General features: G+C 71.5%; 10 protein-coding genes. 4 read left to right on the top strand and 6 right to left on the bottom strand.

Annotation, left to right across the window (positions count from 1 at the left end; all coding sequences use genetic code 11):
* The first annotated feature begins 35 nt into the window (after positions 1-35).
* Entirely contained in the window at positions 36-1,553 is a 1,518-nt protein-coding gene (locus ACFQ7F_RS07275) for an LCP family protein (protein WP_383267399.1), read from the top strand.
* Here ACFQ7F_RS07275 and mgtA read toward each other — a convergent pair whose 3' ends face one another.
* The 3 genes from mgtA to ACFQ7F_RS07260 form a co-directional block, all read right to left on the bottom strand.
* Entirely contained in the window at positions 1,554-4,151 is a 2,598-nt protein-coding gene (mgtA, locus tag ACFQ7F_RS07270; protein WP_383267396.1) for a magnesium-translocating P-type ATPase, read from the bottom strand.
* Positions 4,105-4,500 carry an ArsR/SmtB family transcription factor gene (locus tag ACFQ7F_RS07265; RefSeq protein WP_383267462.1) on the bottom strand — a complete coding sequence of 132 codons (396 nt, stop codon included), beginning with the start codon at positions 4,498-4,500 and terminating at the stop codon, positions 4,105-4,107. The genes mgtA and ACFQ7F_RS07265 overlap by 47 nt, the downstream gene beginning before the upstream one ends.
* 83 nt (positions 4,501-4,583) lie before the next feature.
* Positions 4,584-6,104: an NCS1 family nucleobase:cation symporter-1 gene (locus tag ACFQ7F_RS07260; protein ID WP_383267393.1), complete on the bottom strand. Its 1,521-nt coding sequence runs from the start codon at positions 6,102-6,104 to the stop codon at positions 4,584-4,586.
* Positions 6,105-6,471: 367 nt separating this feature from the next.
* On the opposite strand from ACFQ7F_RS07260, the gene ACFQ7F_RS07255 reads away from it, so the two are divergent.
* From ACFQ7F_RS07255 to ACFQ7F_RS07245, 3 genes are all read left to right on the top strand, one after another.
* Complete coding sequence (locus tag ACFQ7F_RS07255; RefSeq protein ID WP_383267390.1) at positions 6,472-8,388, top strand: NAD-binding protein; 1,917 nt, start codon at positions 6,472-6,474, stop codon at positions 8,386-8,388.
* A gap of 137 nt (positions 8,389-8,525) precedes the next feature.
* Positions 8,526-9,041 carry a hypothetical protein gene (locus tag ACFQ7F_RS07250; protein WP_383267387.1) on the top strand — a complete coding sequence of 172 codons (516 nt, stop codon included), beginning with the start codon at positions 8,526-8,528 and terminating at the stop codon, positions 9,039-9,041.
* Between the two features lie 90 nt (positions 9,042-9,131).
* On the top strand, positions 9,132-10,562 hold the full coding sequence (locus ACFQ7F_RS07245; protein ID WP_383267384.1) for a flotillin family protein: 1,431 nt from the start codon (positions 9,132-9,134) through the stop codon (positions 10,560-10,562).
* 15 nt (positions 10,563-10,577) lie between these two features.
* On the opposite strand, the gene ACFQ7F_RS07240 is transcribed toward ACFQ7F_RS07245, so the two are convergent.
* The 3 genes from ACFQ7F_RS07240 to sigJ form a co-directional block, all read right to left on the bottom strand.
* Positions 10,578-11,633, bottom strand: coding sequence for a PucR family transcriptional regulator (locus ACFQ7F_RS07240; protein ID WP_383267381.1), 1,056 nt, complete (start codon positions 11,631-11,633; stop codon positions 10,578-10,580).
* Between the two features lie 178 nt (positions 11,634-11,811).
* A complete protein-coding gene (locus ACFQ7F_RS07235; RefSeq protein WP_383267378.1) occupies positions 11,812-11,967 on the bottom strand; it encodes a hypothetical protein in 156 nt (51 codons plus the stop codon).
* Positions 11,968-12,153: 186 nt separating this feature from the next.
* A complete protein-coding gene (gene sigJ / locus ACFQ7F_RS07230) occupies positions 12,154-13,089 on the bottom strand; it encodes an RNA polymerase sigma factor SigJ (RefSeq protein WP_383267376.1) in 936 nt (311 codons plus the stop codon).
* Positions 13,090-13,196: the final 107 nt, after the last annotated feature.

Below are 13,196 nucleotides of genomic sequence, written 5' to 3'. Positions count from 1 at the left end.
GAAGGCGGAACGACTCGGACGGATAGGGCGCACCCATGACAACCAGCCACCGCGCAGCTGTACGCGGCCGTCGGCGCAAGCGCAGCCGTGCACGGCTCTCGCTCTGTATCGGCCTGTCGCTCCTCGTCCTCGTGACGGCCGGTGCCGGGTGGGTGTACTTCAGGCTGAACGGCAACATCGACACCTTCGCGGCGGACGGCGTCTCCGGCGATCGGCCCGACGCGGACGCATCCAAGGGCGAGAACGTCCTGGTCATCGGCTCGGACGCACGCACCGGCGGGAACAGCGCGCTCGGCGGCGGCGACAAGAGCGACATCGGGCGCTCCGACACCGCCTTCCTCCTTCACGTCTACGCCGACCACCGGCACGCCGTCGCCGTCTCGATACCCCGCGACACCCTCGTGGACCTCCCGCCCTGCAAGCTGCCGGACGGAAGCTGGACCAAGTCGCAGTCGAACGCGATGTTCAACGCCGCGTATTCCGTGGGCGAGACCGCCAAGGGCAACCCCGCCTGCACCCAGAACACCGTCGAGCACCTCACCGGACTGCGCGTCGACCACACCGTCGTCGTCGACTTCAAGGGGTTCGCGGAGCTGACGGACGTGGTGGGCGGGGTGAAGGTGTGCCTGCCGCAGGACATCTATCAACGCGACCTCAACCCCAACCGCGCCACCCGGGGAAAACGCCTCTTCGCCGAGGGAGAGCAGGAGGTGTCGGGCCAGAAGGCCCTTGATTACGTGCGCATCCGGCACGGCATCGGTGACGGCTCCGACATAGGCCGGATCAAGCGCCAACAGGCCTTTGTCGCGAGCCTGTTGAAGAAGGTCAAGAGCGACGGCCTCACCCCCACCAAGCTGCTTCCGCTCGCGGACGCCGCGACGAATTCCATGACCGTCGATCCCGGACTCGGCTCCGCGGACAAGCTGATCTCGTTCGCGATGTCCCTGAAGGACATCGACCTGAGCAACACCAAGTTCGTCACCATCCCTTGGCGGTACAAGGGTTCGCGGGTCGCCGTCGTCCAGCCGGACGCCGACGCGCTGTGGGCATCGCTCAAGAACGACCGCACGCTGGACGGGACGGACGCCAGCGGCAAGAACGGTGAGAACGGCAAGAACAGTAAGAAGAAGACGCCGTCCGGCGATGCGGCGACCACCGCGCCGGTCTCCGGGGACGGCGCCGCCGTGGCCGTGCGGAACGGCACCACCGTCACCGGCCTCGCCGCCCGCGCGGCCGAGACCCTCACCGAACACGACTTCGAGGTCACCGGCACCGCGACGGCCGGCACCCAGGACCACGCCACCACCGTGATCGCGTACGGCCCCGGCGAGCAGGCCAGGGCCAAGTCCGTCGCCCGCCTGTTCCCGGGCGCGGAGCTGGAGTCCGCGACGGCGTCCGGCGTCACCGTCACTCTCGGCCAGTCGTACGCCGACGCACCCTCGGCCTCACCCTCCGCCTCCGCCTCCGGTGAGCCGGAGCCCGTTCCCTCCAAGGTCGCCGACGACGCCCGTTCCGCCGACGACAACCCGTGCTCCGACCTCTCCTACGGCTGATTACGGCTGAACGTCCCACCGCCGCCGAGCCGCCCCGAGCGCGGCCGCGTAAAGACCGAGCACCACCGCGAGCAGCAGGTAGTACAGGCCCGGCAGAGCCGTCATGCCCAGGAGCGGGCCCAGCGGTGAGAGCGGGAGGAGCACACCGACGGCGGCGAGCGCGGCCACCGACAGGACGACCGGTCCGGGCTTCCTGCCCTCGGCCCGGCGGCGGCCGGTGCGCAGGAGCAGCATCACCAGGCCCTGGGTCAGCAGGTTCTCGGTGAACCACCCGGAGTGGAACATCGCCTGGTCGTCCACGGCGCCGGGGCCGTGCAGGGCGAGCGCGAGGAGAAGGAAGGTGGCGAGGTCGGCGAGGGCGTTGAGGGCGCCGAAGCCGGTGATGAAGCGCAGGAAAGCGCGGGGGCGCAGCACGGTGGGGCGGCGCAGGACCGCCGGGTGCGGGCGCTCGTAGGCGAAGGAGAGCTGCGCGGCGTCGAAGCACAGGTTCTGCACGAGGACCTGCGCGGGGAGCATCGGCAGGAACGGCAGCAGGAGTCCCGCGCAGAGCATCCCGATGACGTTGCCGAGGTTCGAGGAGAGCGTGACACGCAGATACGTGGCGATGTTGCCGCTGCTGTGGCGTCCGGCGAGGACCGCGTGGCCGATGGCAGTGAGGTCCTTGTCGGCGAGCACCACGTCGGCACTCTCACGTACGACGTCCACGGCGGCCCGCGGGGCGATGCCGACGTCGGCGGCCCGCAGCGCGGGCAGGTCGTTGACCCCGTCGCCGAGAAACCCGGTGGTGTGCCCGCGGGACCGCAGCGCCTCGGTGATGCGGGCCTTGTGCTCGGGGGTGCAGCGGGCGAAGACGGTGGTGCGCCCGGCGGTGTCGGCGAGTTCCGCGTCGGTGAGGGTGTCGACGCGGTCGGCGGTGAGGACTCCGCCGACGCCGATCCCGAGATCGCGGCAGGCCCGCTCAGCCGTCCCCGGGTGGTCACCGGTGAGGATCTTGACGGTGATGCCGCTCTCCGCGAGGTCCCGCAGGGCGGTGGCGGCGGTCGGGGCGAGTGCGTCCCGCAGGGTGAGGAAGCCGCGGAAGGTCAGGCCGCGCTCGTCGGCCGGGGTGTAGGCGCGGGTGCGGGCGGGCCGCTCCGCGGTGGCGACCGCGAGGAGGCGCAGGCCGGCGTCCGCTTCGTGGGCGGCGAGGGACAGGAGTTTTTCGCGCTCGGAGTCGTCGAGCACGCAGCGTTCCAGTACCGCCTCGACCGCGCCTTTGACCACGAGCGTGTGGGTGCCGATGCTTCCGGGGCCGCGTACGACGGCGGTGGCAAGGCGGCGTACGGGATCGAAGGGGAGCGCCGCTACCCCTTCGTACCGCATCGCCTCGTCGCCGCCGTCGTCCGCGGCGTCGAGGACCGCGTCGTCGAGCGGGTCGGCCGCGGGCAGCTCGGCGAGCTGGAGTGTCCACCAGGAGTTGACCGCGGCCCAGTGCAGCGCTTCGGGCGCGGCCCGGCCGTCGGCGCCCAGGGTGCGGTCCAGGACGGGGCGGTCCTCGGTGAGCGTGCCGGTCTTGTCCAGGCACAGGACGTCGACGGCGCCGAGGTCGTGCAGCGCGGGCAGCCTTTTGACGATCACCCCGTGCGTACGGGCCAGGAGCGAGGCCCCGCGCGCCAGGCAGATGGTGACGATGACCGGCAGCATCTCCGGCGTCAGGCCGACCGCCACGGCGACCGCGAACGGCAGGGTCTCGAGGCCGCGCCCGCGCAGAGCGGCGTTGGCCATCAGGACGAGCGGCGGGGTCAGCAGCATGAACCGGATGAGGACCCAGGAGATGCCGTGCACGGAGCGGTCGAAGGCGCTCGGCCCGCGCCGCCCCTGCATACCGTGCGCGGCGGCGAACCGGGTCCGCGCCCCGGTCGCGACGACCACCGCGGTGCCGCTGCCCGAGGCGACGCTGCTGCCCTGGAAGCAGAGATGAGGCTGCTCGAAGGCGCCCTCGGGGCGCCGCGGGCCCGGCACGTCCGCGGCGGCCTTGGGCACCGGCGCCGACTCCCCCGTAAGGGCCGCCTGACGCACGCTCAGCCCGCTCGCGCGCAGCAGTCGTACGTCGGCGGGGACGAGGTCGCCGGGGCCGAGCCGCACCACATCTCCTGGCACGAGGTCCTCGACCGGGATCTCCCGCTCCTCGGGGTTCTCGTCGCGCTCCGCGCGGCGCAGCACGGTCGCGGTGGTGGCCACCAGTGCGCGCAGTGCGGTCATGGACCGGTCGGCGCGGTGCTCGCCGGAGGTCCGCAGTACTCCGCTGACGACGACCAGGCACAGGATCACGCAGGCGGTGCCCCAGGAGGCGACGGTGGCCGACACCAGACCGAGGCAGAGCAGCACCGCGGTGAACGGATCGCGCAGGCTGCGGCCGAAGAGCCGGGGCCACGACACCGCACGCCGGTCGGGAAGGGTGTTCTCGCCGAACCGGGCACTGCGCCGCTCGGCCTCCGCGTCCGTCAGGCCGCGCGGGCCGCTGTCCACATGGCGCAGCACCTCGAGGGAGGTGAGCCCACCGGCAGCGGCCTCAGGCGCCAAGGCCGCGGAGCCGGCGTCCGGGAGACCGCACGGCATGATCGGCACTGTCGGCCCGGTCGACGCGGTCGGTCAGCTGGCCGACCATGAGGCGCACCACGGTCACCACGTCCGCGTCGTCGACGAAGTAGACCTGGCGCCGGCCCTCGCGCCGGGAACGCACGAGACCGGCGAGCTTCAGCTTGGTCAGATGCTGGCTGACCGCGGGCAGCGCGCCGCCGACCCGGTCCGCGAGACCGGTCACGTCGCACTCGCCCTGCGCGAGCGCCCACACGATGTGCAGCCGCGCGGAGGAGGCGAGCAGTCCGAATGCCGCGGCCGCCTCGGCGAGGACCTCGGCCGGTGGATCATCGAAGCCGGTGCCGTCTGCTCCGTCGACTCCGTCCACTCCCACGGTCGTCCTCCCTTCGCGCGGTCGCGCCTTCGCGCCCGGACTCGCGCGCACGAGGGTCTCGTACGCGAGGGTCCAGTCTAGGCCGCCGACCGGCCTGCCCCGGAGCCGTCGCGCCTGCCCACCGCCATCAGCCCCACGTAGACGACAAGGGCCGAAGCGAGCCCGATCGCCCACCCGTAGTCCGCGAGCGGCTTGAGGACCGGGATCAGGCCGTCCTTCGGGAACGGCCCCTTCCCCGGCGCCGAATGCGACCCGCCCACGGCGAGCAGGCCCCCGACCGTGAAGGCCGCGACGGCCCGCAGATTCCACCCGCCGGTGTACCAGTAGCGCCCCTCGGGGCGGTACAGATCGGCGAGGTCGAGGACCGTCCGCCGCACCACCCAGTAGTCGGCGATCAGGATTCCGGCGACCGTGCCGAGCAGGCCGCCCACGACGCCGAGCCAGACGAAGATGTAGAGCTCGGGCGTCTCGATCAGCTTCCACGGGAAGATGAGCACGCCCACGACACCGGTGATCAGCGCGCCCGTACGGAAGTTGATGAATTTCGGGGCGAGGTTCGCGAGGTCGTACGCGGGTGAGACCACGTTGGCCGCGATGTTCACGGAGACCGTGGCGACCAGGACCGTCACCAGGGCGTAGAGGAGCCCGAAGACGTTGTCGGCCTTGGCGGCCAGGTCGACGGGCTCCCAGATCGGCTCCCCGTACACCGCCTGCGAACCGGAGGTGACCAGGACGGACAGGAGCGCGAACGCGGTCATGGTGGTCGGAAGGCCGAGCGTCTGCCCCCACACCTGCGCCCGCTGTCCCTTCCCGAACCGGGTGAAGTCGGGGATGTTCAGGGACAGCGTGGACCAGAAGCCGATCATGCCCATCAGCGCCGGGAAGAACACCGGCCAGAAGTCGGCGCCCCAGCCCAGTGTGGACGGTTGGTCGAGCAGCGGGCCGAAGCCGCCCGCCTTGTCCGCGATCCACACGAGCAGCACGACGGCGCCGACGAGGACGAAGGGCGCCGCCCAGTTCTCGAAGCGGCGCAGTGCCTCCATGCCCCGGTAGATGATGGCCAGTTGGAGGACCCAGAACAGCACGAAGCAGAGCCACAGGGGCCACGGATAGCCGCCGATGCGCGACTCGTCGCTCCACGCTCCGTCGAAGGCCTGATTGAGCAGGACGTAGATCCCCTGGCCGCCGATCCAGGTCTGGATGCCGAACCAGCCGCAGGCCACGGCCGCCCGGATCAGTGCGGGCAGGTTCGCGCCGCGCAGGCCGAAGGAGGCGCGGGCGAGTACGGGGAACGGGATGCCGTACTTCGGGCCCGCGTGTCCCGTCAGGAGCATCGGCAGGAGCACGATCACATTGGCCGCCGCGATGGTGAAGACGGCCTGGCGCCAGTCCATGCCGAGTGCGACCAGGCCCGAAGCGAGCGTCCAGGAGGGGATGTTGTGGGCCATACCGACCCACAGGGCGGCGAAGTTGTAGGTGGTCCAGTGGCGTTCGGCGAGGGGGATGGGCCTGAGGTCGTCGTTGGCGAAGCGGCTGTGCTCCGGAAAGGCTCCGGGGACCAGTTCGACGCGGCCGTCGTCGGCGACGGTCTGGGACATCGCGCCGGGCTCCGCCGCGGGTGGCCCCGTGGGGACGGTGCCGCTCACGAGACGGTCGGATCGGCCTGCGGCACACGTCTGAAATCCATGCACGGACTCCTTAAGTCTTCGCCATGTTCCCCGACTTGTCGCGCCGACAATCATGCGCCCGGTCGGCCTGATCGCGACAGCGCCGTACCCCAACTACCTTGGTCCTCATGATCAATCGTGGTTCGCTGCCGCCATCGGGCTTCAGCACAGGAGAGGACGAGTCTTGAGTCACGGGAACCCGCAGCCCGTTCGCCGTCGTCCGGATCCCCGCCATCCGGATCCGGACGACGGGGCCTCGCTCCCCCCTCAGACTCAACGACCGCCGCAGAGCGGCCACATGATCGTGTGCGGTGACGACGCCCTCGCCGAACGTCTCGCCGCCGAGCTGCGCGCGGTGTACCGCGAGCGGGTGACGGTCGTCGTCCCTTCCGCGCCGGCGGCCGACGGTCCACGCTTCGGACCGGCAGGACGGGCGCGGGCCACCGCCCTACTTGGCCGGATGCAGGCCGTGATGGCGCGCGCGGCCGGTACGCCCGGCGGCGCGGACGGGGCGGCACGGCCCGAGGTTCCCCGAGTCATGGAGGCGCCGGAGCCCGACGAGGCGGCCCTCGTCGAAGCGGGCGTCCACGACGCCGCCGCGCTGGCCCTTGTGTACGACGACGACGAGACCAACATCCACGCCGCGCTCGTCTCCCGCCGTCTCAACCCCCGCCTGCGGATCGTGATCCGGCTCTACAACCGCAAGCTGGGCCAGCACCTGGAGGATCTCCTCGACCAGGCAGCCGCGGTCGCCTTCCCCGGCCTCGACCCGACCGAGGTGAACGCCTCCACCACCGTCCTCTCCGACGCCGACACCGCGGCGCCCGCCCTGGCGGCCACCGCCGTCGCGGGCACCAGCAAGGTCGTCCAGGCCGACGGGCTGCTTCTGCGCGCCGTGGAACGCGACCCGCGGGGCCGCGAAGCGACCGCCGACCCCGGCCTGTGCACGCTCGCCCTGCTCTCGTCGACCACCAACGACCCCGCGGGCTCGGAGGGTTCGGACGACGGCGGCCAGGACGGGCCTCTGCTGCTGCCCGACGACAGCACCGTCACCTCCGCCACGGGCAGGGGAACCGTGGTCCTGAAGGCCGTCTCGTACGCCGGGCCCGACCGGCCGGCCGGCCCCCTGGCCGGGCGCGGACTTCCGTTCGGCTCGCTCTTCTCGCCCCGCCTGCGCTGGTCGGTGGTGGGGCTCATGGCCTGTGTACTCGGCCTCGCGGTGGCGAACTGGCTCACCAGCAACGCCCATCCCCTGGCCGCCGCCTATCTGACCCTGCTCGACCTGTTCGCCATCGACGACCCGGCGATCGGCGAATCCACCGCCCGCCAGATTCTTCAACTCCTGTCCGGTCTGGCCGGGCTGCTCCTCCTGCCGGTGCTGCTCGCCGCCGTCCTCGAGGCCCTCGGCACCTTCCGCACGGCCTCTTCCCTGCGCCGTCCGCCGCGCGGCCTCTCCGGCCACGTCGTCCTGCTCGGCCTCGGCAAGGTCGGGACCCGCGTCCTGGCCCGCCTGCGCGAACTCGGCATCCCCGTCGTGTGCGTGGAGGAGGACCCCGAGGCGCGCGGCATCCCGCTCGCCCGCCGCCTGCGCGTTCCCACGGTCATCGGGGACGTCACGGACGAAGGCGTCCTGGAGGCCGCCAAGATCCACCGCGCACACGCGCTGCTCGCCCTCACCAGCGTCGACACCACGAACCTCGAAGCCGCCCTGTACGCCCGCTCGATCAAGCCCAACGTGCGCGTGGCCCTCCGGCTGTACGACGACACGTTCGCGACCGCCGTCTACCGCACCCTGCGCACCGCCCACCCGCAGGCCCTCACCCGCAGCCGCAGCGTCTCCACCCTCGCCGCCCCCGCGTTCGCGGGAGCCATGATGGGGCGGCAGATCCTGGGCGCGATCCCCGTCGAGCGGCGGGTGCTCCTGTTCGCCGCCCTCGACGTCGCCGGACACCGTCAGCTGGAGGGTCGGACCATCGCCGAATCGTTCCGGCCCGGGGTCTGGCGGGTCATCGCCCTGGATTCCACCGCACCGGACGAGCGGGTCCCGGACCTGACGGCCTCCCGGACCGACGAGGACACCGACCGGCCGGCAGGCCTCGTCTGGGACCTCCACCCGGGGTACGTACTGCGCTCGCAGGACCGCGTCGTCATTGCCGCCACGCGCCAGGGCCTGGCGGAACTGCTCGGCCGACGTACCCAGAGCCGGACCAGCTGAGGCGAGACGCGGCCCGACGCACAGACCGGCATGAAAAGAGCCTGATCATTGCCGGATCGTGGCAATGTGCGCGAACTTTCCCGCATGCGACGATTCCCGCCACACCGAGACATCCGGCAAGTTGGGGAGGTGCTCCGGTGACTGTCTTTCTGGGCCTCGGCATCGCGGGAATCGTGCTGCTGGTCCTCTCCCTCGTCTTCGACGGGGTTCTTGAAGGACTCTTCGACGGCATCGGAGTCCTCGACGGGTTCTTCGACGGGCTGCTGTCCCTTCCCGTCATCGCCGGGTTCGTGTCCATGCTCGGCTTCGGCGGCGCGATCGTGCTCGGCACGACCGGGCTCGGCGCAGTCGGTGCCACCGCTGTCGGTGCGGTCGTCGGCGTGGGAGCGGCCTGGCTGACCTGGAAGTTCAGCCGCGCCCTGATGCGGGATCAGACCGCGGCCACCCCGCGGGGCGACGATCTCGTGGGCACCGCGGGCGCCGTGGTCACCGCGATCCCGGTCGACGGGTACGGCGAAGTGCTGCTCCAACTGGCCGGCCAGCCCGTGAAGTTCTCCGCCAGGAGCACGGTGGCCGTCACCCGCGGCACGGAGGTCTGGGTGGAGTCCGCGCTGTCGCCGACATCGGTCGCGGTCCGCCCCGTACAGCGCTGACCACCGCACCGCACACACCCAGGCCCATATCCGGGCCCACGTACAACATCACCGATCTGCCGCCCTCCGGGAGGCAGGGGGGAATTCACCATGAGTCCAGTCCTGATCGCCGTCATCGGAGTCGTCGTACTCCTCGTCCTGCTCGCACTCGTCGTCGTGACCCGCTACAAGGTCGCCGGGCCCAGCGAGGCCTTCATCGTGACCGGGCGGCGCGGCAAGAAGTCCACCGACCCCGACACCGGCCGTGTCTTCACCGACAACAGCGGCCAGAAGGTCGTGGTGGGCGGCGGCGTCTTCGTCGTGCCGTTCGTCCAGCAGAAGTTCACGCTCGAACTCTCCTCGCGGCACATCCCCATCGCGGTGCGCGGCGCCGTCACTCTGCGCGGGGTGAAGGCCAACCTCGAGGGCGTCGCGATCGTCAAGGTCGGCGGTACCGAGGACTCCATACGCGCCGCGGCCCAGCGGTTCCTCGCCCAGCAGGGCGGGATCGTCGGCTTCACCCAGGAAGTGCTCTCCGGGGCGCTGCGCTCCATCGTGGGCCGGATGTCGGTGGAGGACATCATCCGCGACCGCGCCGCCTTCGCCGGGCAGGTCGCCGAGGAGGCCGAGGCGAGCCTGTCGGGGCAGGGCCTGGTGCTCGACGCCTTCCAGATCCAGGACATCACCACCGAGGGCTCCTACCTGGAGGACCTCGGCCGCCCCGAGGCGGCCCGCGCCCGGCAGGAGGCGGACATCGCCGAGGCCGTCGCCCGCCGCGCCGCCGAGCAGGCCCGTCTGAAGGCCGAGGAGGAGATCGCCGTCGCCCAGCGGACGTTCTACCTCAAGCAGGCCGAGATCAAGGCCGAGACCGACGAGGCAGCCGCACGCGCCGGGGCCGCCGGGCCGCTCGCCGAGGCCGCCCGCCAGCAGGAGGTCCTCACCGAGCAGGAGAAGGTCGCCCAGCGGCAGGCCGCCCTGACCGACCGCGAGCTCGACACCAAGATCCGCAAGCCCGCCGACGCCGCCCGCTACCAGGCCGAGCAGGAGGCGGAGGCCCGCCGCGTCTCCCTGGTCAAGCAGGCCGAGGCCGACGCCGACCGGGCGCGCCTCACCGGTGAGGGCGAGAAGGCCCAGCGTGCCGCGCTCGCCGACGCCGTACGCCTGGAGGGCGAGGCCGATGCCGCCGCGATCGGTGCGAAGGGTGCCGCCGAGGCGGAGGCGATGCGCAAGAAGGCCGACGCGTTCGCACAGTACGGCGACGCGGCGGTCCTTCAGATGCTCGTCGAGGTCCTGCCCAGCGTGGTGGCCAAGGCGTCCGAACCGCTCAGCGCGATCGACAAGATGACGGTGATCTCCACGGACGGCGCGAGCCAGCTCTCCCGCACGGTCGCCGACAACGTCGCCCAGGGCGTCGAACTCCTCAGCTCCACCACGGGCGTCGACGTCGCCGAACTCCTCAAGGGCATCACCGGCGGCAAGTCCCCCGCCCCCGCGGGCACGGCTCCCGCCAAGCTCAACGGCAAGATCGACGTCACCGACTGACCCTCGCACCGCGCCTCACAGCGAGGTGGCCGGCCAGCCGAGGAGCCGCGCGCCGATGACCGCCGTCTGCAGGGTGTAGCGGTCCAGCGGGTCGGCGGGGTCGGAACCTGTGAGGGTGCGGACACGCTCCAGGCGGTACGTCAGAGCTCGTACGCTCAGTGACAGCTGCCGCGCCGCCTGGGCCGCCACGCACCCTGTGTCGAAGTAGGCGAACAGGGTCTCAAGGAGCGGAACGGCTCCGCCCCGCGCCTCTTCCAGCGGGCCGAGCGTATTGAGCACCAGGTCCACCAGAGCCTGCCGGTCACGGGCCAGGACGGGGAAGACCAGGAGGTCGGCGGCGCGCAGCACGGGCTCGTCGAAGCCCATGCGCGTCGCGAGCTCCAGGGTGCTGACGGCTTCTTCGTAGCTGTGGGCGATGCCCGCAGAGCCGGGCCGGGACCGCCCGATGGCGATGCGGCCACCGTCGGTCGCGGCGTGCGCCCGCTTGGCGAAGTAGGCAAGGACCTCGTCCTGATGGGCGGGGGCGATGCACACGAGGCGGCCGTCCTTGGTGGTGAGCAGGATGTCGCGGTCACCGAAGCGGCCGACCAGTTCGCTCTCCACGTCCCGCGCCACGGGATCGGTCTCGTCGTAGGGGGAAGGCCCCTCCGCCACGGCCACCGCGTGCGCGTGGGACAGCCGGAGTCCGAATCGCTCGGCACGTGCGGCGAGGTGGCCCAAGTCCCCTCGTCCGTACAGCAGATCGTCGATCAGCTCGCGCCGGGCGGCCTCCTCCTGGCGTACGACCTGACGCTGTGCGTGTTCGTAGCCTTCGGCGAAGGCGTCGATGGCCTGCTCCGCGGTGGCGAGCAGGTGGTCCGGATCGCCGCTCGTGGGACGGTGGATCCGGGTGGCGTTGAGGTGTTCGCGGATGAGGACGCGCCACGCGTATCCGGCGTTGGCAGCCTGCGCGCCGAGCGCCCGGCGTGACGTCAGCTCCTCGCGGGTCAGACGGCGGCCGGTGGCGGCCGCCCCGGTGAGGATGTCGGCGTAGCCGTGGAGGAGTTGCTCGGGAATCTCCTGGGTGGTCATCTGCTCTCCCTCGTCGGGTCGATGGCCTACGGCCCGGCGCGGGTCGCCGACAGTGCGGCGGCTCACCGGCAGGAGGCGGACACGGCAGCGCGACACGGGCGCGCGACACTCATACCGTCGGGCGTGTGGGATGACAACAACTGGGCGCGGGACGTACGGAGTCGAGACTCCGGATGCGTCAGCGGCGCGGGCTGCTCGTCGTGGTGCCGTCGGTATCGGGCACGCTGTCGCGGGCGGAGTTGTCGACGCGTACGACCCTGGCGGCGCGCACCTCGGCGCGGTCACGCAAAGCGCCGGTCACGGGGGGCCGGGCGGCGCGCTTACTGCGACCCATCTCCTGCCCTCACCCCATCCGACCGTCGGCGATCACCGTCGCACGCTTGAATATTGAGCAACCGCACGCTCAACAGAGCACCTTGGCTCACTTCGTTAGTTTACCGTACGACAAAGGCCCTAAAAGACCCTTCGCACGCCACAAGCGGTGAAACCGGTAACGCGGGGGAGCCATGTGCCTCAGCCATCAGCACGTCGTCCAGGGTCGCAGCTTCTCGGGGTTCCGTACCGCCCAGCAGCGCTTGATCCTCTCGCCTGCGATCTCGAAGGCGATCACCGACGTGGTGACGCCGTCGTGCTGGACCACCAGGCCGGGCCGGCCGTTCACCGTGCGCTCCAGGATCGTCTGGGCGGGCACCATGCCGGTGACGGCCACCAGGTAGCGCGCGATCTCCTCGCCCCCCGCGATGGGGCGGGGCGCGGCGTTGACCAGGCCCCCGCCGTCGGCGAGCGCCGTGGCGTCGGGGTCGAGGAGGCCGATGAGCGCCTCGATGTCCTTGGCCTCCCACGCGTGCTTGAAGTCCCTGACGATGGCGGCGCGCCGGGCGGCCGGACGCGCGGGAGCGTGCGCGGCACGAATGCGTCGGCGTGCGGATGAGGCCAGCTGACGGCATGCCGCCGGGCTCCGGCCGACGATCTCGGCGACTTCGGCGAAGGAGTAGCGGAAGACGTCGTGCAGGATGAACGCGACGCGCTCGGCCGGGGTCATCGATTCGAGGACGACGAGGAACGCCATGTCGACCGACTCGTCGAGGGTGACCCGGTCGGCCGGGTCGGCGGCCGTGCCGCCCGGCCGCCCGCCGGTCCACTCCGTACGGTCGGGCAGCGGCTCCGGGATCCATTCGCCCACGTAGCTCTCGCGCCGGGCCCGCGCCGAGCGGAGCTGGTCGAGGCAGATGTGACCGGCGACCTTCATCAGCCAGCCTCCTGGGGATGCGATGGACTCCCGCCGCTGCCGGGACATGGCGTACCAGCGCGTGTAGGCCTCTTGTACGACATCCTCGGCATCGGTCAGAGAGCCGAGGAGCCGGTACGCGAGATTGATCAGCTGCCGCCGCTCACCCATGATCGCGCTCAGGCCCGGATCGAGCCCGACGTCTCCGTTCCGGAACTGGGTCCTCATGATGTCGCCGCTCCCCTTGCCGCATCTGCCGTCACCTGTACGACGAGACAGCCCCGCGGAATGTGATGTCGGCGCGTCGCCTCACATTCCGCGGGGCTGCCTCGTCG

The sequence above is a fragment of the Streptomyces sp. NPDC056486 genome (assembly GCF_042795295.1).
Taxonomy (GTDB): Bacteria; Actinomycetota; Actinomycetes; order Streptomycetales; family Streptomycetaceae; genus Streptomyces.
This window is presented reverse-complemented; position numbering and strand designations above follow the sequence as displayed.